Source organism: Pseudomonas sp. lyk4-R2A-8 (genome assembly GCF_030209095.1).
Classification (GTDB): Bacteria; Pseudomonadota; Gammaproteobacteria; order Pseudomonadales; family Pseudomonadaceae; genus Aquipseudomonas; species Aquipseudomonas quebecensis.
In genome coordinates, this window is record NZ_JARVSS010000044.1 from 1 (window position 1) to 19,149 (window position 19,149).

The 19,149-nt window shown below is 56.4% G+C and carries 21 protein-coding genes and 2 pseudogenes; 14 read left to right on the plus strand and 9 right to left on the minus strand.

All coding sequences use genetic code 11. The annotated features are described in order from the left end of the window. The 8 genes and pseudogenes from QRN10_RS25060 to QRN10_RS25095 all read left to right on the plus strand — a co-directional run. On the plus strand, positions 1-578 hold a 578-nt coding region (locus QRN10_RS25060; RefSeq protein WP_285429381.1), incomplete at its 5' end, for an HNH/endonuclease VII fold putative polymorphic toxin. A 2-nt stretch (positions 579-580) separates the two neighbouring features. Next, positions 581-985: an Imm50 family immunity protein gene (locus tag QRN10_RS25065; RefSeq protein ID WP_285429382.1), complete on the plus strand. Its 405-nt coding sequence runs from the start codon at positions 581-583 to the stop codon at positions 983-985. Positions 986-1,801: 816 nt separating this feature from the next. Next, complete coding sequence (locus QRN10_RS25200; RefSeq protein ID WP_350310270.1) at positions 1,802-1,918, plus strand: HNH/endonuclease VII fold putative polymorphic toxin; 117 nt, start codon at positions 1,802-1,804, stop codon at positions 1,916-1,918. A gap of 40 nt (positions 1,919-1,958) precedes the next feature. After that, a complete protein-coding gene (locus QRN10_RS25070; protein ID WP_285429383.1) occupies positions 1,959-2,621 on the plus strand; it encodes a hypothetical protein in 663 nt (220 codons plus the stop codon). A gap of 569 nt (positions 2,622-3,190) precedes the next feature. Continuing rightward, a pseudogene (locus tag QRN10_RS25075) lies at positions 3,191-3,964 on the plus strand (RHS repeat-associated core domain-containing protein); the annotation flags it as partial. A gap of 1 nt (position 3,965) precedes the next feature. Beyond that, positions 3,966-4,607 carry a hypothetical protein gene (locus QRN10_RS25080; protein WP_285429384.1) on the plus strand — a complete coding sequence of 214 codons (642 nt, stop codon included), beginning with the start codon at positions 3,966-3,968 and terminating at the stop codon, positions 4,605-4,607. A 147-nt stretch (positions 4,608-4,754) separates the two neighbouring features. Beyond that, a pseudogene (locus tag QRN10_RS25430) lies at positions 4,755-5,420 on the plus strand (RNase A-like domain-containing protein); the annotation flags it as partial. After that, positions 5,417-5,719, plus strand: a complete 303-nt coding sequence (locus tag QRN10_RS25095; RefSeq protein WP_285429385.1) for a contact-dependent growth inhibition system immunity protein — start codon at positions 5,417-5,419, stop codon at positions 5,717-5,719. The pseudogene QRN10_RS25430 and the gene QRN10_RS25095, both read left to right, overlap by 4 nt. 145 nt (positions 5,720-5,864) lie before the next feature. Here QRN10_RS25095 and hemB read toward each other — a convergent pair whose 3' ends face one another. From hemB to QRN10_RS25110, 3 genes are all read right to left on the minus strand, one after another. Further along, positions 5,865-6,839, minus strand: coding sequence for a porphobilinogen synthase (gene hemB, locus QRN10_RS25100; RefSeq protein ID WP_181081405.1), 975 nt, complete (start codon positions 6,837-6,839; stop codon positions 5,865-5,867). 117 nt (positions 6,840-6,956) lie between these two features. Beyond that, positions 6,957-7,799, minus strand: a complete 843-nt coding sequence (locus QRN10_RS25105) for a PhzF family phenazine biosynthesis protein (protein WP_285429386.1) — start codon at positions 7,797-7,799, stop codon at positions 6,957-6,959. Positions 7,800-7,802: 3 nt separating this feature from the next. Then, positions 7,803-8,501, minus strand: a complete 699-nt coding sequence (locus tag QRN10_RS25110) for a glutathione S-transferase N-terminal domain-containing protein (RefSeq protein ID WP_181081403.1) — start codon at positions 8,499-8,501, stop codon at positions 7,803-7,805. 255 nt (positions 8,502-8,756) lie between these two features. Here QRN10_RS25110 and QRN10_RS25115 point away from each other — a divergent pair, with 255 nt between their 5' ends. Together QRN10_RS25115 and QRN10_RS25120 are read left to right on the plus strand one after the other, a co-directional pair. After that, positions 8,757-9,458: a histidine phosphatase family protein gene (locus QRN10_RS25115; RefSeq protein WP_285429387.1), complete on the plus strand. Its 702-nt coding sequence runs from the start codon at positions 8,757-8,759 to the stop codon at positions 9,456-9,458. Between the two features lie 44 nt (positions 9,459-9,502). Beyond that, positions 9,503-10,558: a permease gene (locus tag QRN10_RS25120; RefSeq protein WP_181081401.1), complete on the plus strand. Its 1,056-nt coding sequence runs from the start codon at positions 9,503-9,505 to the stop codon at positions 10,556-10,558. A gap of 83 nt (positions 10,559-10,641) precedes the next feature. Here QRN10_RS25120 and mnmH read toward each other — a convergent pair whose 3' ends face one another. From mnmH to QRN10_RS25140, 4 genes are all read right to left on the minus strand, one after another. Then, positions 10,642-11,745: a tRNA 2-selenouridine(34) synthase MnmH gene (mnmH, locus tag QRN10_RS25125; RefSeq protein ID WP_253506430.1), complete on the minus strand. Its 1,104-nt coding sequence runs from the start codon at positions 11,743-11,745 to the stop codon at positions 10,642-10,644. Then, positions 11,745-12,779 carry a selenide, water dikinase SelD gene (selD, locus tag QRN10_RS25130; RefSeq protein WP_181081399.1) on the minus strand — a complete coding sequence of 345 codons (1,035 nt, stop codon included), beginning with the start codon at positions 12,777-12,779 and terminating at the stop codon, positions 11,745-11,747. The genes mnmH and selD overlap by 1 nt, the downstream gene beginning before the upstream one ends. A 94-nt stretch (positions 12,780-12,873) precedes the next feature. Continuing rightward, entirely contained in the window at positions 12,874-13,623 is a 750-nt protein-coding gene (locus QRN10_RS25135) for a TerC family protein (protein WP_181081398.1), read from the minus strand. A 28-nt stretch (positions 13,624-13,651) separates the two neighbouring features. Continuing rightward, a complete protein-coding gene (locus tag QRN10_RS25140) occupies positions 13,652-13,903 on the minus strand; it encodes a hypothetical protein (protein ID WP_181081397.1) in 252 nt (83 codons plus the stop codon). Between the two features lie 135 nt (positions 13,904-14,038). On the opposite strand from QRN10_RS25140, the gene nhaR reads away from it, so the two are divergent. Both nhaR and sstT read left to right on the plus strand, forming a co-directional pair. Further along, positions 14,039-14,941, plus strand: coding sequence for a transcriptional activator NhaR (gene nhaR / locus QRN10_RS25145; protein WP_266248778.1), 903 nt, complete (start codon positions 14,039-14,041; stop codon positions 14,939-14,941). A 139-nt stretch (positions 14,942-15,080) separates the two neighbouring features. Continuing rightward, positions 15,081-16,301, plus strand: a complete 1,221-nt coding sequence (sstT, locus tag QRN10_RS25150; protein ID WP_253506426.1) for a serine/threonine transporter SstT — start codon at positions 15,081-15,083, stop codon at positions 16,299-16,301. Between the two features lie 63 nt (positions 16,302-16,364). Here sstT and QRN10_RS25155 read toward each other — a convergent pair whose 3' ends face one another. Continuing rightward, complete coding sequence (locus QRN10_RS25155) at positions 16,365-16,874, minus strand: DUF1993 domain-containing protein (RefSeq protein WP_181081393.1); 510 nt, start codon at positions 16,872-16,874, stop codon at positions 16,365-16,367. A gap of 117 nt (positions 16,875-16,991) precedes the next feature. Between QRN10_RS25155 and QRN10_RS25160 the strand changes: the two genes are divergently transcribed. After that, entirely contained in the window at positions 16,992-17,642 is a 651-nt protein-coding gene (locus tag QRN10_RS25160) for a YceH family protein (protein ID WP_285429388.1), read from the plus strand. 75 nt (positions 17,643-17,717) lie between these two features. Here QRN10_RS25160 and QRN10_RS25165 read toward each other — a convergent pair whose 3' ends face one another. Beyond that, the gene (locus QRN10_RS25165) at positions 17,718-18,536 is read right to left on the minus strand and encodes a shikimate 5-dehydrogenase (protein ID WP_285429389.1); all 819 of its coding nucleotides are present in this window, start codon (positions 18,534-18,536) and stop codon (positions 17,718-17,720) included. Positions 18,537-18,692: 156 nt separating this feature from the next. Between QRN10_RS25165 and QRN10_RS25170 the strand changes: the two genes are divergently transcribed. Beyond that, the gene (locus tag QRN10_RS25170; protein ID WP_181081390.1) at positions 18,693-19,049 is read left to right on the plus strand and encodes a hypothetical protein; all 357 of its coding nucleotides are present in this window, start codon (positions 18,693-18,695) and stop codon (positions 19,047-19,049) included. Positions 19,050-19,149: the final 100 nt, after the last annotated feature.

Below are 19,149 nucleotides of genomic sequence, written 5' to 3' on the forward strand. Positions count from 1 at the left end.
GCGGTCTGCATTACAACCGCCATCGCTACTACAATCCGGATATTGGTCGCTACCTGACGCCGGACCCGGTGAAGTTAGCGGGTGGGATCAATGGGTATCGGTATGTGCCTAATCCGACGGGATGGGTGGATCCTCTAGGACTAAACACTAACTGCCCACCGAGAGAAAGCAAACATTCAGCTTGCACGCCATCGAACGAGCCAAAGGCACCCGACGTTGCTCGCAGAGGTGCGTTCAGACAGGCGAAGAGAGACGCCGACATCCCAATGCTGCAGAGTCCTGATATGGTTATAGACCCGGAGTCGGGAAAAGCTGCGCAATACAGAATAGAAAAAATGACAGATTTAAATCAAAAAACAGTGCTAGATGATAACGGGCGACCAATTGATACTAGAGTCTATCAATTCACAAAACCTGACGGCACTAAAGTTATTATTCAAGATCACTCTGCTGGACATAAGCATGGCAGGCGGGATAGAACTGGAGACGTCCCAGCTCACTTCAACTTACGCCCATTCGAAAAACCACGAAAAGGCCATATCCCCGGAACAAAAAAACACTATCCCTTCAGGAAATAGCAATGAAATATTGGAACGAACTAGATGGAAGCACCTTCCTCAACAAAATCTTTAGCAAGCCTGTTGAAATTGGAAAGATAGCACTTTTTTCATTAAGAATTGAAAATGACCAGCCAAGTATTAACTTGGGTTTCGACATACCTGAATTTCCGGATATCCTGCCAGAAAAATGGAAAAACAAAGGTTACAACACATGCAGAATAGGGATTGACTGCAACGAAATTAGTAATTTAAAAATACACAACCTACCCATCCACGAAATTTTCGCCCTTGAAATCAACAACGAGAACGCTAATTTTAATTTACAAGTAAAAAGTAAAAGCGCATTAATAACATTCAGTGCCAAATTCGTTTCACTTAACGGCCCCAGCGTTTACATCAATGGTTCGGACGACTACTATTTCTAGCAACGATAATAAAAAGTCATTCCAATAGGGAGTAGACGCTTTTGGTATTTCAATAAAATTACAGAACATTAAACTTGCGCCCCTCCCCGATGAGACCGCTGGATACTCGCACTAAATAACCGACAGCCACATCACATTTCTGATACATATGAACGACCACCACTAGGCATTTAAACTTGAGGAACCATCTACCCCCCATAGCCAACCCCAATTCGTGCCCTCACCCTACCCCCCGCCTAGTGTCACGAAGGGGGACGCTCATTGCCATCTGTGGACAGTTACTGATCACAACAACGACTGTGTTCAAGTGGCGAAAGCGTTATTTGGAGTTCAGATAGACAAGGACCGCAGCGCCCATCATCAGCTCGGTACATATGGCAAAACTGATTGTGATGAATAATAAACTAATAAATTAAGCACTCAGGGCGCTAGCGACGCGGAAAGAAGTATTCGCTACGGCGCTCATGAGATGAACAGTAAGCCGAGCAAACACCGCTGCCATGAGAAAAAGTGGATGCTTGAGCTTAAAAGAACACGATGAACATGGACAATACAGTTGTCATAGTTCTATTACCGAAAAAATGAAATGAAAATACGAATTACCGAAGCATTTTCTTTCGAGGGCACTGTGCATGTGGAATTCCAATCGCTATCTGGAAATGCCACTGCGCTATGGAGCGGATAGTGAGCTATCCAGAAATGGGGCATTTAAAAGAGCAAATTTAATAGGTAACGTACCAAGACAGCAACATCCCCAAAAATAAATAAGGTAAAAATTAAAGATCAAGACAAATATACGGAGGGTCGACTTTATATATTGAGTTAAACGAACGAAAAATTGAAATACACGAACACTCTCTCGGCCATAAAAAAGGTAATCTTGGGCCACATTTCAATACAGAAATCAGCATCGAAGAAAAAAGACACCGATGAAAAAAAACACAGACAACCACTCTTACTTCAAGAGGTAGATATGAAATCAGTGTTCATTAGGGAAATAGGCATCCATCCATGGGACCAGCCGCACGCGAGCAAGGATGAAAACTACGTAACAATAACCCTACTTAATCAAAATTACGAAAGTGCTTGGAAAACCTGGTGCGAGCTCAGCTCGCCGCTCACAAAAGAATTTAAAACCCTTGTTCACTGGCACACAAGACTAACTCCTTACCTCAATAAGACTCAAGAATACGTATCAAAAAAAGAATTTTCAAAAAAAGCTAAACCAGGCGATATTTTCAGAAAAAACGAGTCAACTGGCATTTACTCTAAGATAGTACAACTAGACACTAATGTTTTGTGCATAGACCCCATGCGCATGACCGACTATCGAACATCCATAACATTAACGCAAAAAAACAGCGTGAATTTTGAAGAGTTGTGGCAACGACTATGCAACCTTAAAGATATTTCAAACACTGATGACTTTAAATTAATACTTAACGAAAAAAACTCTATCTCTTTTAGATTTTACGACACAGAAACATATGGCGCGGCACAAATAATATGCCACTCAGAGCATTTATCTCTTTTAAACAAAATTATTACAGAGATGAAAATTGAAGAAATTTATCAAAATGACGTTTATGCGTACATCCATAGCCAAGCAATACAACCAAAAAACTTTAATCCATAAAAATCAAAAATATAAAAACCCACCAGAAATATTTATGCAATTAAAGCATCCAATTCAAAACTCAGAGAAAGTAATTCATCTGCCTAAATAAAGCGAAAACAAAGCACAGATTTGAATTATCAACACTGATGACACCTATGATTTTTCGACAGTATTGGGCCAGGCGCCTGGTTTTTACTGCACTGCCTTGGGGCTGGAGCGATATGGAAAACCCAAGAGGCTTTTTTGAGGATATTTACAGGCTGGCAAATCAAAGCTGGAGAGAGGACCTCCAAAAAGCCAACCTAGAAGCCCCATCAACATGGTAAGAACACCCCCCACCTCACTGACCACGCCTGTGATGAGCGAGCTTGCTCGCGCCGGGCCGCGCAGTGGCCCAGTCCGGATGGCGGGTATTTCAGGTGTGTCGGTGCTGTCTGTGTTTAGGGCTGCTACGCAGCCCAGCGCAGGGCAAGCCTGCTCACCACAACAATAGGCTCAAGGCCCGAGCACGCCTACAGGGCTGTCTCGTAGGATATGAGTAACGGCGTGGCGCTGCCTTCGCGCCTCCCACCCTACTAGACCGACCGCAACCAACTTCCATTCGGCCGCTGGCCCTACTGGAAGGCTTCGGCCCAAAAGAGACAACGCCCTACCACTACCAACTCGACCACCTCGGTACACCCCAGGAACTCACCACCCCCGAGGGCGATATCGCCTGGTCCGCCCACTACCGCGCCTACGGCGAAATCGCCCGCCTCGACGTAGGCAACCTCGACAACCCGCTGCGCTTCCAGGGCCAATACTTCGACAAAGAAAGCGGTCTGCACTACAACCGCCATCGCTACTACAATCCGGATATCGGCCGCTACCTGACGCCGGACCCGGTGAAGTTAGCGGGTGGGATCAATGCGTATCGGTATGTGCCTAACCCTACCGGGTGGGTAGACCCCTTGGGGTTGAGTAGGTGTCCGGGCGCTGATGGATGCAAACCGAAAAGCCGCGCAGCAGATCCGGCGGAAAACGTCAGGATCAGTGAGAAAGATGCAGAGCCTCCCAAAGGTTCAGATACCAATCTGTCGAGAAACGGAGCTTTTAGAAGGGCAAAAGAGATAGGAGGCATACCTCGAAATACACAGCCGATAGATACATATCGGGAGCTCATCCGTGATCAGGATCGTCATATCATGGGGCGTGTGTATGTCTTCAGCTTGAAGAAAAACCACCTCACTAGAATCCATGAGCACTCTCTAGGACATACCGAAGGTAATCACGGACCACATTTCAATACCAAAAATACCGTGCACGATATAAAAGTACCGTTAAAAATCGGCGAAAATTCACACACTTACTTCAAGAGATAAAATGACGACCGTATATATAAATGAGCACGGAATAAGACCATGGGAAAGTGCACACCCAACAAATGACGCCAAATTCACCACTACGACACTATTAAGCCATAACTTCGACAGCGTCTGGAGATCATGGTGTTCGGTGATAGAGCAGCTGTCAGAAAACTGGTCAATTAAAAGAGAATGGCATTCAGCGCTTACGGCTGAATTTAATTCAAAAACAGAAGAGTATCTATTTAAAAAAGATGCTATCAAAAAACTTAAAAATCGAGATATTTTCAAAAAAAATGAAAATAGTAATATTTACTCAACCATCAAAAACCTCCCTAGCGACCCCGAAAAAATAGACAACCAAATATTTGAAGGCTCGCACAACGTCATTTTAATCATCCAAAAGACAGAAATTGCTATTGAAGATCTCTGGTCAAAAATGACAATATTTGAAAAGCATATTAATGCCGAAAAAATCAGCACATTCTTGGAATCTCAATCCGACGTACTGTTATGCAGGTTTTACGAAGCTGAAACACATGCCGCAGCTCAACTTATTTACCATACAAACATCGAAAATCAAAAAATTATAGAGGCCTCTAAAATGCGATTTATAAAAATAGGCATTGAAGATGTCCACTTTTACATAAACAACGAATAAGACCATCACTTCGCTTTATACGCATGCCAATACGAATGTAACTGACATGCAAAAAAGCGCACCCGCTCAAGTTGACCTTATAAACCAACACCGCCCTTGCTGATAAGCCGCATTCACCGGTAGCGAGCTTGCTCGCTACGCAGGGCAAGCCTGTTCCACAGCGCTTACGGCGAAATCGACCGCCTCGACGTAGGCAAACTCGACAACCCACTGCGTTTCCAGGGCCAATACTTCGACGAAGAAAGCGGCCTGCACTACAACCCCCATCGCTACTACAATCCGGATATTGGTCGCTACCTCACGCCGGACCCGGTGAAGTTGGCGGGTGGGATTAATAGGTATCGGTATGTGCCTAACCCTACCGGGTGGGTGGATCCGCTTGGGCTGAGCTGTAAAAAAACGAACTGCCCTGAGGGGCCGTATAGCGTAATAGTGCCAGGAGGAGGTTTAGTCGCACATGAGGCCGCAGGAGGACATCTGATGGAAAAGCATATTGGTAGAACTCACGAACAGTTGCTTGACCGTTTGAGGCAGGAACCAAACATCCCTGCGGCCTCTACTTTTCACGATAGGGCCACAGCGGAACTCGCCATATCAAATGTTATTAACGAGAATAAAAATAAAATTAAAAACTTTCTCAAAGAAAGCAACAACCAACTGCTCATCATTCAGAACTCCAAAGAACCGATAGGTACCAGTTTTAAAAAGAACACTACAACACCTGTTCCAGGAAAAGAGATTTACTTAATTATTCGAAGAGACGAAACCATGCCCAATGGCTACCGTATTCACACAGGCTATCCGAATCCATGAACCAAGACTATCCTGAGCTACAGCAATTTCTCGCTGGATACTTCAATCAAGATTGGGTTGATGATCACAAAAGCGCGGATGAAGTAATTAATTACTTTATCTCTGATTCTTCTGAAGAGACAAAAACGATAGTGCAACGAGAACTGGAAAGGCTGATTTCCACCGAGAAAACCGAGCAAAAACTTGCAGATTTTTTATTCTCAGAGATGGGTTGCTACTACTATTACCTCAACGAATGGAGCGATGGCAAAACATGGTTAAAACATGTTGCAGTAGTATTAAGTAACGACAAAATTTAAAAATAGCACAATCAATAAAAAAATTATTTAACTTTTATCAATATTATTTACCGTTAAATAAATCAGCCTTCTATTTCCAAGTCATGGGCTGCTACGCAGCCCAGCGCAGGGCAAGCCTGCTCACCACAAAGGTTTCGCGTTGCCTTCAGATCCCCGCCAACGCCAAATCCATCGCAAAGTACGTAAAAATCAAATCCGCCCCCGCACGTTTGATCGACCCTAACGTTTCGCGCACGACCCGATCCTCATCAATCGCCCCCGCCTGAGCCCCAAACTTGATCATCGCGTATTCACCGCTCACCTGATACGCCGCCACCGGCAGGCGCGAGGCTTCACGGATGTCGCGGATGATGTCGAGGTAGGCACCGGCCGGTTTGACCATCAGCGCGTCGGCGCCTTCCTGTTCGTCGAGCAGCGATTCGCGCACCGCTTCGCGGCGGTTCATGGGGTTCATCTGGTAGCTTTTGCGATCGCCCTTGAGTGCGCTGCCACCGGCTTCGCGGAATGGGCCGTAGAGGGCCGAGGCGAATTTGGTGGAGTACGCCATGATCGGGATGTGGGTGAAGCCGGCGTCGTCGAGGGCGCGGCGGATGGCCTGGACCTGACCGTCCATGGCGGCCGAGGGTGCAATCACGTCGGCACCGGCACGGGCGGCGGCCACGGCTTGTTTGCCGAGGTTGACCAGGGTCGCGTCGTTGTCGACGTGGGCACCGTGCATCACGCCGCAGTGGCCGTGGTCGGTGTATTCGCAGAAGCAGGTGTCGGACATCACCACCATTTCCGGCACAGCGTCCTTGATGATCGAGGACATGCGCGAGACCAGGCCACGCTCTTTCCAGGTGTCGCTGCCGCTGGCGTCCAGGTGGTGGGACACGCCGAAGGTCATCACCGACTTGATCCCGGCACGGGCAAATCGCTCGATCTCGCCGGCCAGTTTCTTCTCAGGGATGCGCTGCACACCCGGCATGCTGGTGATCGGCACGAAGTCGTCGATTTCTTCCTCGACGAAAATCGGCAGCACCAGATCGTTGAGGGTGAATTCGGTTTCCTGGAACAGACCACGCAGCTCCGGGGAGCGGCGCAGGCGGCGTGGGCGGGCTTGGGGGAACTGGCTGGTCATGGCTTTCCTGAAAAAATGGCAGAGATCTTTGGGGCGAAAGCTTATGCCCCTCGGCCCCGGCAGCACAAACGCCAAGGGGCGAACAGTGTATTGCGAGGCACGCAATAATGTATTGATCTAGAGCTGTAGACGCCCTTCGATGCACACGGCGACGGCGCCGCCGATCCAGATTTCATCGCCTTGACGCTCGACCCGGATGCGCCCCGCGCGCCCCATGGCCGTGCCTTGACTGACGATGTAGCACGGCGGCGCAAGCCCTTCGCCGAGCAGCCATTGTGCAACGCCGGCATTCAGGCTGCCGGTGGCCGGATCTTCCTGGGCGCCATCGCCTGCGACAAAGGCACGCACCTCGAACTGCGCGTCCACATCGTCGCGCGCCGGGTCGCAGGGGGCGATCACGCCGACGGCCAACCCCAATAGCTGTGAATAGTCCGGCTGCAACGCCAGGACCTGGTCACGATCAGCCAGCATGACCGCAAGCCACCCTGCGCCATTGTCGACCCACTGGCTGCGCACGATGCTGTCCGGCGGCAGCCCCAACCCCAGGCGTACCCGCTCAAGCAGCGCCGCGTCCACGGTGCCTGACCGTAACAATGGCGGCGCAATAAATGCCAGCTCGGCGCCTTGGCGACGGATACGCACCAGGCCGATTTCACACTCCTGGATAATCTCCTCGCCCCTGGGCCTGCCTCCGGCCTGGAGCCACGCCTGGCAACTGCCCAGGGTCGGATGACCGGCGAAGGGCAACTCCTGCAACGTCGTAAAAATCCTCACCCGGTAGTCAGCACGAGGATCGCGCGGAGTCAGCAAAAACGTGGTTTCACTGAGGTTCGTCCACTTGGCGAAGTCGGCCATCTGTGGGTCGCTGAGGCTGTCGGCACCGAGGACGACGGCCAGCGGGTTGCCCTTGAGCGATACGCTGCTGAATACATCCAGTTGTTTGAAATCGAAAGTCGGCATGGATCAGCTCGGAATATTCAGGCCACGGATCACGGCCGGGCGGGCGACAAAACCGTCGAGCGCACGCAGGACGTTGGGGAAGTCCGCAATTGCGACCAGATCGCCGGATTCATAAAAGCCGATCAGGTTACGAATCCAGGGGAAGGTGGCGATGTCGGCGATGCTGTAGTCGTCGCCCATGATCCAGGTGCGGCCCAGCAGGCGTTTCTCCAGCACCTGCAACAGGCGCCGCGACTCGGCGGCGTAGCGGTCCCGAGGGCGTTTGTCTTCGTAGTCCTTGCCGGCGAATTTGTTGAAGAACCCCAATTGACCGAACATCGGCCCGATGCCGCCCATCTGGAACATCAGCCATTGGATCGTTTCATAACGGGTGGCCGGGTCTTCGGCGAGCAACTGGCTGGTTTTTTCCGCCAGGTAAATCAGGATCGCCCCCGACTCGAACAACGCCAGCGGCTGACCGCCGGGGCCGTTGGGGTCGATGATCGCGGGGATCTTGTTGTTGGGGTTCAGGGACAGGAATTCGGGAGACAGTTGGTCCTGAGTCTCGAAACTGACCTTGTGCGCTTCATACGGCAGGCCCAGCTCTTCGAGCATGATCGAGACTTTGACGCCATTGGGCGTAGGCAACGAATACAGTTGCAGACGTTCAGGGTGCCGGGCAGGCCATTTGCTGTTGATCGGGAAAGCGGCAAGTGCATTCATCGGGACGGCCCCAGGGACGGAAAGCCCCCATGATAGTCATCCCCGCGCAGTCGTGCATGGGTCATCAATGCGCAACATCGTCTGGCTATTATCCCGCCGAGGAGAACCAATGCGCCCCGCTGCACTCTTAAAAGCGCTCACACGGTGAATGGAGGCACCTGGCTATATCGACAGGGAACACCGCAGGACGCAAACGGCGTCACTGGGGCCAGGCTTGTCCGCCTTAACGCGACGCATGAAGACTCGAACCTACTGATGACGATCAAGCCTTTACGCCTTGTGCAACGACTCAAACGCTATTCCTACATGATGTTGCCGATGCTGCTGGTCAGCGGCGCAACGTTAGCCATCCTCGATGCGCCGCAAAGTCGCGCCCAGCCGGTGGACGGCGTACAGACCCTGGTGTTCCTGCGCCATGGCGAAAAACCTGCCGGCGGCCTGGGCCAACTCAACTGCCAGGGTTTGAACCGCGCGATGAACCTGGCTACCGTGTTGCCGGAAAAATTCGGCCCGGCCAATTTTGTGTTCGCTCCCAACCCAACGCGCAATGTCGAGGAAGGCGAGCGGGACAATTCCTACAGCTACATTCGTCCCCTGATGACCATCAGCCCCAGCGCCATCAAGCTCGGCCTGCCAGTCAACATCAACTTCTCGGCCAATGACACCAGCGACCTGGCCGATGAGTTGGTCGAAGACAAATACCACAACGCCACCATCTACACCGCCTGGTCCCATGGCTATCTGCCGGAGTTGATCAACAAGGTGGCGAGTGAGGCGTCGGGCGAGAAACACACCATCACCGATGATTGGTCCGGCAGCGACTACGACACTCTCTATGTGCTGACGCTGACCTGGCACAACGGCAAGGCTTCGCTGTTGAGCCGCAACTACCAGCAGGGCCTGAACGACGGCGATCAGGCTTGCCCGGAACCGACACAGGTGAGCGCCGACAGCTGACAGCGTATGATGCGCGGCTATCGTCTCATCTGTGGATCATCCCCATGTCCAACCTTCTCTCCACCCAGCCCGTCCGGGGCTGGTCGTTCTGGTGGAAACCGGCGCTGTTCCTGCTGGTGGCCTGTGTCGGCCTCTACTACGTAAAGTGGTCGCCCTACTATGTGAAGGCGTTTGTGGCCGCCGACAACCACAGCATCGGCGCCTCGATTCTCAATGATCAGCAAAGCTCGCCCCTGGCGGCGGCGCTGGCCTACGCCCAGGTGTATTTCCTGGCGATCTGGAAAGCCGCCGTGCTGGCGGTGATTCTCGGCTCGCTGCTGCAGGTGCTGATCCCGCGTGACTGGTTGCTGCGCCTGTTCGGTCGGGCCGGGTTGGGCTCAACCGTACGCGGCGGTCTGTTTGCCTTGCCGGGGATGATGTGCAGCTGCTGCGCGGCGCCGGTGGCGGCGAGCATGCGCCGGCAACAAGTGTCGGTGGGCGCGGCGCTGGCGTTCTGGATTGCCAACCCGGTGCTGAACCCGGCGACCCTGGTGTTCATGGGCTTTGTGCTGGGCTGGGGGTTTACCGCGCTGCGCCTGGTGGCGGGTATTGTGCTGGTGGTGGGCGTGTCGCTGGTAGCCCAGCGCATCGCCCGCCCCGATCAGGTGCCGGACGCCGCGCTGGAAGCGGTGGCCGATGTGAGTCAGGTCGAAGCCCAACCCTTTTTCAGCCGCTGGATGCGGACGTTGTGGCAGTTGTTCTGGAGCACCATTCCGGTTTACATCCTGGCTGTGCTGATCCTCGGTGCCGCGCGGGTATGGCTGTTCCCTCATGTGGACGGGGCCATGGCCAACAGCCTGGTGTGGCTGGTGCCGCTGGCGATCGTCGGCACATTGTTCGTGATTCCTACGGCGGCCGAGATCCCTATCGTACAAACCATGATGACCCTGGGCATGGGCACCGGCCCGGCCGTGGCCTTGTTGATGACGTTGCCGAGCGTGAGCCTGCCGTCGCTGCTGATGCTGCGCAAGGATTTCGACGCGCGGGTGCTGGTGACGGTAGCTGGGCTGACCATGCTGATGGGCGTGGTGTGCGGGTTGATTGCGGTGGTGGTGCTTTAAACACGCGGCGGGGGGCTGAGGGCGCTATCGGGGGCAAGCCCCCTGCCACAGGCAACGCAGCGCGATAGGCCCCGGTATCGCCCTCACTCGCGCCGCGTACTCCGCTCGCGCAAATACTCCACCACGGCGCCCTGCTCGCCCGCGAACTCGATGCGGGCGCCTTTGCTTTCGCGCTGGAAAGCGTACATCGGGTCGTAGTACTCACGCAGCAGGCCTTCGATCCAGCCCCGGTGCAGGTCCACGGCGCCGCTGCGCGCCTGTTCGGCCAGGGCGTCCTGCAGGATCACCTGCAAGCGTTGGAACCGTTCGCCGCCCAGGCGCTTGTGGATATTGGCCAGGCTCTGGGTCAGCCGCTCGCCGAACAACGCCTGGCCCTGTTCGCCAAACGTGGCGATGAACTCGGCACACAGGTCGACCACGTAATCGCGCAGGATGCGTTCGACGCGCCCTTCAAGGCTGTCTTCCAGCCACACCATCGGAAACGTCTGCATGCCTTTGTGCAATGGCAATGGCAGCGCGCAGCTGCCGATCATGCGGCTTTCGTCCTCGACCACAAACTGCTCGATGCCGGCCGCGCGTTTTTTCAGCAGGTCCACGGCCAGGCGGTTTTCGAAGTCGATATTGGACGGTTGCGCCGTGGCGCGCTTGCCGAAGCTGGAACCGCGATGGTTGGCGTGGCCTTCCAGGTCCAGGGCATTGCGCAAGTGGCCGAGGACTTCGGTCTTGCCGGTGCCGGTCATGCCGCCAAGCAGCACGAAATCACACTGTTGGGTGGCGTGTTCCAGGGTATCGAGCAAAAACGTGCGCATGGCCTTGTAGCCGCCGCCGACGCGGGGGTAGTCGATACCGGCCTCCGTCTTGAGCCACTGTTGCACGATCTGCGAGCGCAGCCCGCCACGAAAGCAATACAGATAGCCATCAGGGTGAGCCTGGGCGAACTGTGCCCAGCGTTCGATGCGCTCGGCCTTGATCGCCCCGGACACCAGTTCATGCCCCAGGACAATGGCGGCCTGCTGGCCTTGCTGCTTGTAGCAGGTGCCGACACGCTGGCGTTCGTCATCGGTCATCAGCGGCAGGTTGACGACGCCGGGGAAGGCGCCTTTGACGAACTCGACCGGCGCACGGGTATCCATCATCGGCCGGTCGTTGAGGAAAATGCTGCGATAGTCGGTGACGTCAGTTGCCATCAAGCCACCTCTACCGCGTGGGTCTGTCGCTCGACCAGTTCACCGATGGGCGCCAGGCTCAGGCCCAGTTCAGCGGCCACGGCGTGGAATTGGGCGTCGCCTTCAGGAGTGACCGCGATCAGCAGGCCGCCGCTGGTCTGCGGGTCGCACAGCACGCGCTTGTGCAATTCCTGCAGACGCCCGAGCTTACTGGCATAGCTGTCGAAATTGCGCAAAGTGCCGCCGGGCATACAGCCCTGCTCAAGGTAGTCCTCAATCCCCGGCAGGCGTGGGACCTTGGCGTATTCGATGCGTGCCGTCAGGCCGCTGCCGTCCGCCATTTCCACCAGATGCCCCAGCAGACCGAAACCGGTGACATCGGTCATGGCCGTGACGCCGGCCAATTTACCGAAGCGACTGCCGGGCTTGTTGAGGGTACACATCCAGTCGCGAGCCAGGCCAATGTCGGCCTCGCGCAACTTGCCCTTCTTCTCGGCGGTGGTAAGGATGCCGATGCCCAGGGGTTTGGTCAGGTAGAGCTTGCAGCCGGCGGTGGCGGTATCGTTGCGCTTCATATGGCGCTTTTGCACGATACCGGTCACGGCCAGGCCGAAAATAGGCTCCGGCGCGTCAATCGAATGCCCGCCCGCCAAGGGGATGCCCGCTGCATCGCACACCGAGCGGCCGCCGCGGATGACTTCACGGGCCACTTCCGGTGCCAGCACATTTACCGGCCAGCCCAGGATCGCAATGGCCATCAATGGATCGCCGCCCATGGCGTAGATGTCGCTGATGGCGTTTGTGGCGGCAATCCGGCCGAAATCGAAGGGATCATCGACGATCGGCATGAAAAAGTCGGTAGTGGAGACCACGCCGCGCTCGTCGTCGATGGCATACACCGCCGCGTCGTCCCGCGAGGCATTGCCCACCCACAGGTTGGGGTCGAGGTTCTGTGCGCCGCTGCCGGCGAGGATCACTTCCAAAACCTGGGGCGAAATCTTGCAGCCACAACCCGCGCCGTGGCTGTACTGGGTAAGGCGAATCGGCTCGTTCATGCTGGACCTCAAGCTATCAAGTGCGCCGATTCTAGCAGACAGCAAAAGGCCGGCTGGGCTCTTATGAGCGCAGCCGGCCGGTTTGTTTCAGGGTTTACCGGCGCGCGGCGAGCAAACGCTTGTGGCGGTTGCGCCGGGCGATGTTCAGGCACTCAATGGCCGCCGAGAATGCCATGGCCGCGTACACGTAGCCTTTGGGCACATGGGCGCCAAAGCCTTCGGCGATCAGGGTCATGCCGATCATGATCAGGAAGCCCAGGGCCAGCATCACCACGGTCGGGTTGTCGTTGATGAACTTGGCCAGCGGTTCGGCCGCGACCAGCATCACAATCACCGAGGTCACCACGGCAATGATCATGATCGGCAAGTGCTCGGTCATGCCCACGGCCGTGATGATGCTGTCGATGGAAAACACCAGGTCCAGCAACAGGATCTGCCCGATGGCCGCGGCAAAGCCGATGCTCACGGCGTTACTGGTGCTCTCTTTCTCTTCGGGCTCAGGGTCCATGCTGTGATGGATCTCGGTGGTGGCCTTCCACACCAGGAACAGGCCACCGGCGATCAGGATCATGTCCTTCCAGGAGAACGCCTGGCCGAATACTTCGAACACCGGCGCGGTGAGCTGCACGATGAAGGCGATGGTGCTCAATAGGCCCAGGCGCAGAACCAGCGCCATGCTGATGCCGATGCGCCGCGCCTTGGCCCGGTGTTTTTCCGGCAATTTATTGGTGAGGATCGAAATAAAGATCAGGTTATCGATGCCCAGCACGATTTCCATCACGATCAGAGTCGCCAGGGCAATCCACGCGGTGGGGCTGGCGGCCAGTTGTACAAGGTAATCCATAGGTCAGTCCTGGTGGTGTGCTGGAGAATTAAGTTTCTTGATTGTTCGATTCAGCCTCTTTATCGGCCTGATCGTCCTTCTGGCGAGGGGTGATCAGGCCTTGGGTGGCTTCACTCAGCGCCTGCTCAGCGGCTTTCTGGGTGTCATCAATTGCCTGCTTGGCCGATTCCGAGGCCTTGCCGATCACTTGCTGCGCGCTTTTTTCGACCTGATCACAACCGCTGACCACCACCAATGAAAGCGCAAGCAACGAGGCCGCGCCGAAAGATTTGAGTGTCATGCTGTATCCCTCGTTAGAACATTGAGGCTCTACTAGTGGCCCCGCGATAGCGACGCATTCTATGCAGACGAACAGTTCAGGAAAATTCGTATTTTTCTGGCATATACTTCGACTTTTACGAAGTGACGGCTGACCATGCTCAATTACCGACAACTGCACTACTTCTGGGTTGTGGCCAAGACCGGCAGCATCGTGCGCGCCTGCGAGCAGCTGAACCTGACGCCGCAGACCATCAGCGGCCAGCTCAGCCTGCTCGAGCAAACCTTCGGTATCGCGCTGTTTCAGCGGGTCGGCCGTCAGCTCGAACTGACCGAAGCCGGCCGCCAGGCGTTGCCCTACGCCGAGCAGATGTTTCAGACCGGCAATGAACTGGAGGCCATGCTGCGCGCGCAGCCCAAGGAGCAGCAGATTGTGTTCCGCGTCGGGGTGGCGGATGTGGTGCCCAAGTCCATCGTCTACCGGCTGATCGCACCCACCATGGAATTGAGCGAGCCGCTGCGCATTACTTGCCGCGAGGACAAACTCGAACGGCTGCTGGCGGACCTGGCGATCCAGCGCCTGGACCTGGTGATTTCCGACAGCCCCATGCCCACGCATCTGGATATCAAAGGCTACAGCCAGAAACTGGGAGAATGCGGCATCAGTTTCTTCGCCACCCAGGAATTGGCCGACCGGCATGCCGGAACATTCCCACACTGCCTGCACGGCGCACCGCTGCTCATCCCCGGCGCGGAAACCGTGGTCCGCAGCCGCTTGCAGCGCTGGTTCGCCGAGCAGCAGATCCAGCCGAAGATCATCGGCGAGTTCGACGACAGCGCCTTGATGCAGGCGTTTGGTCAGTCCGGCAGCGGGATTTTCATCGCCCCCAGCGTGATTGCCGACGAGGTGGTGCGCCAGTACGGCGTAGCGCTGATTGGCCAGACCGACGCAGTCACCGAGTCGTTCTACGCCATCTCGGTGGAGCGCAAGGTCAAGCACCCCGGCATCGTGGCGATTACCGAAGGCGCACGGCGCGAATTGTTTACCGCCCTGCTCTGACGGCCCAGGCGAACCCCGGCGACCCGATGCCACAGCCGCCGGAGCGCGGGCCACGGCATGCTAGACTCCGCGACCTGCTTCCTACAGCCCTTTCTGATCGCTGGGCTGCGCACTTAAAAAAACCAGAGACAACCTGCTTATGACTGCTGCCCCTTCCCTTCTTCAACGCCTGACCCGCGTCAGCCTGGTCACGCAAATCGTCATCGGTTTGATCGCCGGTATTCTCCTGGCTTTGCTGCTGCCGGAGGCGGCCAAAGCCACCGGGTTTATCGGCAAAGTGTTTGTGACTGCGCTCAAGGCCGTGGCGCCGATCCTGGTGTTTGTGCTGGTGATGGCCTCGATTGCCAACCACAAGCACGGCCAGGAAACCCATATCAAGCCGATCCTGTTTCTGTATTTGCTGGGCACGTTTGCTGCTGCCGTGGTCGCGGTGATTGCCAGCATGTGGTTCCCGTCATCGTTGGTGCTCGCCACCCATGACGCCACCGTGAGCGCACCCGGCGGCATCGGCGAAGTGCTGCAAAGCCTGCTGTTGAGCGTGGTGGACAACCCGGTGAGTGCGCTGATGAACGCCAACTTCATCGGCATCCTGGCCTGGGCCATCGGCATGGGCGTGGCCATCCGGCATGCCGGCGAAACCACCCGCACCGTGCTCGATGACCTCTCCAACGGCGTGACGTTGATCGTGCGCGTGGTGATTCGCTTCGCCCCGCTGGGTATCTTCGGCCTGGTGGCCTCGACCCTGGCCACCTCCGGTTTCGGTGCCCTGCTCGGCTACGCGCACCTGCTGATGGTGCTGATCGGCTGCATGCTGTTTGTGGCGCTGGTGATCAACCCGGCCATCGTGTTCTGGAAGCTGCGGCGCAATCCGTATCCGCTGGTGCTGCTGTGCCTGCGCGAAAGCGGCATCACCGCATTCTTCACCCGCAGCTCGGCGGCGAACATCCCGGTCAACCTCGCGCTGAGCGAGCGGCTGGGCCTGCATGAAGACACCTACTCGGTGTCGATCCCGCTGGGCGCCACCATCAACATGGCCGGCGCCGCGATTACCATCACCGTGCTGACCCTGGCCGCCGTGCACACCCTGGGCATCAGTGTCGACCTGCCGACCGCCGTGTTGCTCAGTGTGGTCGCGGCTATTTGCGCCTGCGGCGCCTCGGGCGTGGCCGGCGGTTCTTTGTTGCTGATTCCCCTGGCGTGCAGCCTGTTCGGCATTCCGAGTGAGATCGCCATGCAGGTGGTGGCCGTAGGTTTCATCATCGGTGTGCTGCAGGATTCGGCTGAGACCGCGCTGAATTCGTCCACCGATGTGCTGTTCACCGCGGCTGCCTGTCTGGGCAAGCAAGACCAGCCGGTGTAAATACCACGCGAAAAAAAGCCCGGCGGCGTTCATTGAAGAGCGTCGCCAGGCTTTTTTACAGGCTTAGAAGGCGCCCATGTAATCGCGCTTGCCCACTTCCACACCGTTGTGACGCAGCAACGCGTACGCGGTGGTGACGTGGAAGAAGAACTGCGGCAGGCCGTAGGTCAGCAGGTAGGACTGGCCGCTGAAGCGCTTCTCTTTAGGTGTACCTGGGCGGGTGACGATTTCGATGCCTTCCTTGCCGTCGATCTGCTCGGGCTTGAGGGTGTCGATAAAGGCCAGCACCTTGGCGATCAGCGCCTGCAGGTCGGCGAAGGTCACTTCGCTGTCGTCATATTTAGGCACTTCGATCTCGGCCAGGCGCGCGGAAACGCCCTTGGCGAAGTCAACGGCGATCTGCACCTGGCGCACCAGTGGGAACATATCGGGAAACAGACGCGCCTGCAGCAAGGCATTGGGCTCGATGTTCTTGGCAGCAGCGTGGGCTTCGGCCTTGTTCAGCACATCGCTCAGGGCGTTGAGCATTTGCTTGAACACAGGGACGGAGGCGGCGTACAGGGAAATAGTCATGGCAGTCTCATCGGTAATGGCAGGGTTGCAACCAGCGGCGATTATAGCCATGCCCGCTGCTTGTCTTTTATTTTTTCAGGGATAGGCTAATGGCCTTCACTGCATAGGGAACGCGCGATGACCGCCGAGCACGACACCGATACCCCCGAGCCGCGCCTGAACAGCACGGAAATACGCGTCCTGGGCTGCCTGATCGAGAAACAGGCGACCAACCCGGAAACCTACCCGCTGACCCTTAACGCCCTGGTACTGGCCTGCAACCAGAAAACCAGCCGCGAACCGGTGATGAACCTCAGCCAGGGTCAGGTGGGCCAGAGCCTGCGTGCGCTGGAAGGCCAGGGTTTTACCCGCCTGGTGATGGGCAGCCGTGCCGACCGCTGGGAGCACCGGGTGGACAAGGCGCTGGAACTGGTGCCGGCCCAGGTGATTCTGATCGGGCTGCTGTTCCTGCGCGGCCCGCAGACGGTGAGTGAGTTGCTGACCCGCAGCGGGCGCATGCACGATTTCGAGGACGCCGAACAGGTCGTGCACCAGCTCGAACGTCTCATCGCGCGCGGGCTGGCGGTACTGGTGCCGCGCCAGGCGGGGCAGCGGGAAGACCGTTACACCCATGCGCTGGGTGATCCGGCGGATATCGAAGCGATTATCTCCGCGCGCGGCACCCCGGTGGAGCGTGGCGCCGCCGGGGTGTCGGCCGAACGTATGGAAGAGCTGGAAGCGCGAATCGCCGCGCTGGAAGAACGCTTGGCGCAGTTGGAACAGGCTTGACCCCGTAAAAGTTGAGTCGGGGGGTGGTTCCTGATGGCGGTGAGTCGGTCAATACCCTCATCGCCTGACCGAGCTTTAGAGACGGGCAAACGCCACGGCTTTTTCGAACTGTTCCTGGGTAGGCCGCACACCGGTATAGAGCACGAACTGTTCCAGCGCCTGAATGGCGATCACCTCCAACCCGGTAATCACCTGTTTGCCTTGGCTTCGTGCATGCACGATCAAGGGTGTTTCGGCTGGAATCGCCACCACATCGAAGACAGTCCGCGCAGTCTCGACAATGTCTGCGTCAAACGCCAACGCATCCGCCTCAGCGCCGCCAGTCATGCCGATGGGGGTAACGTTGATCAGCATGTCCGGGCGAAGGTCGGCCATATCTGCCTGCCAGGCATACCCCAGGTGATGGGCCAGTGCTCGCCCCGCCCTCTCATTACGTGCCACGATCACACCGTTGGCATAGCCACCGTCACGCAAAGCACTCGCCACGGCCTTGGCCATTCCGCCGCTGCCGCGCAGGGCGAAGGTCGAATCCTGTGGAACCGCGTGCTTTTTCAGCAGTTGTTCGACGGCGATGTAGTCGGTGTTGTAAGCCTTGAGATGGCCGTTGGCGTTGACGATGGTGTTCAACGAATCAATGGCTTGAACCGAATCGTCGAGTTCGTCCACCAAGGCAATGGCCGCCTCCTTGAATGGCATGGACACACCGCATCCACGGATGCCCAGCGCCCGAATGCCGCTGATCGCGCCGGGCAAATCCTGGCTGCTGAAGGCCTTATAGTAGAAATTCAGACCCAACTGTTCGTACAGATGGTTATGAAATCGCAAGCCGAAATTACCGGGGCGCGCCGACAGTGACATGCACAGCTGGGTGTCCTTGTTGGGGTGCATCTGCATGGAAAACTCCTTTGAGTAAGCAAATCGGTACAGACCTTACACAACCTTTACCTAGCGGCCGTGCTGTTTTTTAGAAATACGTTGTCTTAAAAGTATCCCCGCGACATGACTTGAGTCCATTGAAGGCAGGACACGAGCGCTGGGGCTAACCGAGGAATGACCATGATTCGTACAATCCCCAAGATCGCCCTGCTGGTGGGTGCACTCGCTATGGCAGGCCAAGCTTCCGCCCACGGTGGTGGATGGGCTGGTCCGGCCGCCTTGGGTGCGTTGGTCGGCGCCGCCGTGGTGGGCTCCGTGGTTGCCAGCCAACCCCGTGAAGTCTATGTGCAGCAACCGGTGTATGTGCAGCCCCAGCCTGTCTACGCCGCACCGCCGCCGGTTTACTACGCGCCGCCGCCACCGGTTTATGTACAACAGCAGGTGTATTACCGCCCGGCACCGGTTTATTACGGCCCACCGCGTGGCTACTACTATGGCCCGCCCCATGGCTACTACCGTCACGGCTGGTAATAATGCATCGTCCAGCCTGAATCAGGCCTCGCGGTTACGCGGGGTCTTTTTTTTGGTTCTTCACGGATTGCCGGGAAAGACGCTCTTGATCTTCATGAAA

Bases quoted from the DNA above. Each gene is read 5' to 3' on its own strand.
- QRN10_RS25065 (WP_285429382.1), top strand. From the start codon at position 581: ATGAAATATTGGAACGAACTAGATGGAAGCACCTTCCTCAACAAAATC.
- QRN10_RS25070 (WP_285429383.1), top strand. From the start codon at position 1,959: ATGAAATCAGTGTTCATTAGGGAAATAGGCATCCATCCATGGGACCAG.
- QRN10_RS25080 (WP_285429384.1), top strand. From the start codon at position 3,966: ATGACGACCGTATATATAAATGAGCACGGAATAAGACCATGGGAAAGT.
- QRN10_RS25095 (WP_285429385.1), top strand. From the start codon at position 5,417: ATGAACCAAGACTATCCTGAGCTACAGCAATTTCTCGCTGGATACTTC.
- hemB (WP_181081405.1), bottom strand. From the start codon at position 6,839: ATGACCAGCCAGTTCCCCCAAGCCCGCCCACGCCGCCTGCGCCGCTCC.
- QRN10_RS25105 (WP_285429386.1), bottom strand. From the start codon at position 7,799: ATGCCGACTTTCGATTTCAAACAACTGGATGTATTCAGCAGCGTATCG.
- QRN10_RS25110 (WP_181081403.1), bottom strand. From the start codon at position 8,501: ATGAATGCACTTGCCGCTTTCCCGATCAACAGCAAATGGCCTGCCCGG.
- QRN10_RS25115 (WP_285429387.1), top strand. From the start codon at position 8,757: ATGACGATCAAGCCTTTACGCCTTGTGCAACGACTCAAACGCTATTCC.
- QRN10_RS25120 (WP_181081401.1), top strand. From the start codon at position 9,503: ATGTCCAACCTTCTCTCCACCCAGCCCGTCCGGGGCTGGTCGTTCTGG.
- mnmH (WP_253506430.1), bottom strand. From the start codon at position 11,745: ATGGCAACTGACGTCACCGACTATCGCAGCATTTTCCTCAACGACCGG.
- selD (WP_181081399.1), bottom strand. From the start codon at position 12,779: ATGAACGAGCCGATTCGCCTTACCCAGTACAGCCACGGCGCGGGTTGT.
- QRN10_RS25135 (WP_181081398.1), bottom strand. From the start codon at position 13,623: ATGGATTACCTTGTACAACTGGCCGCCAGCCCCACCGCGTGGATTGCC.
- QRN10_RS25140 (WP_181081397.1), bottom strand. From the start codon at position 13,903: ATGACACTCAAATCTTTCGGCGCGGCCTCGTTGCTTGCGCTTTCATTG.
- nhaR (WP_266248778.1), top strand. From the start codon at position 14,039: ATGCTCAATTACCGACAACTGCACTACTTCTGGGTTGTGGCCAAGACC.
- sstT (WP_253506426.1), top strand. From the start codon at position 15,081: ATGACTGCTGCCCCTTCCCTTCTTCAACGCCTGACCCGCGTCAGCCTG.
- QRN10_RS25155 (WP_181081393.1), bottom strand. From the start codon at position 16,874: ATGACTATTTCCCTGTACGCCGCCTCCGTCCCTGTGTTCAAGCAAATG.
- QRN10_RS25160 (WP_285429388.1), top strand. From the start codon at position 16,992: ATGACCGCCGAGCACGACACCGATACCCCCGAGCCGCGCCTGAACAGC.
- QRN10_RS25165 (WP_285429389.1), bottom strand. From the start codon at position 18,536: ATGCAGATGCACCCCAACAAGGACACCCAGCTGTGCATGTCACTGTCG.
- QRN10_RS25170 (WP_181081390.1), top strand. From the start codon at position 18,693: ATGACCATGATTCGTACAATCCCCAAGATCGCCCTGCTGGTGGGTGCA.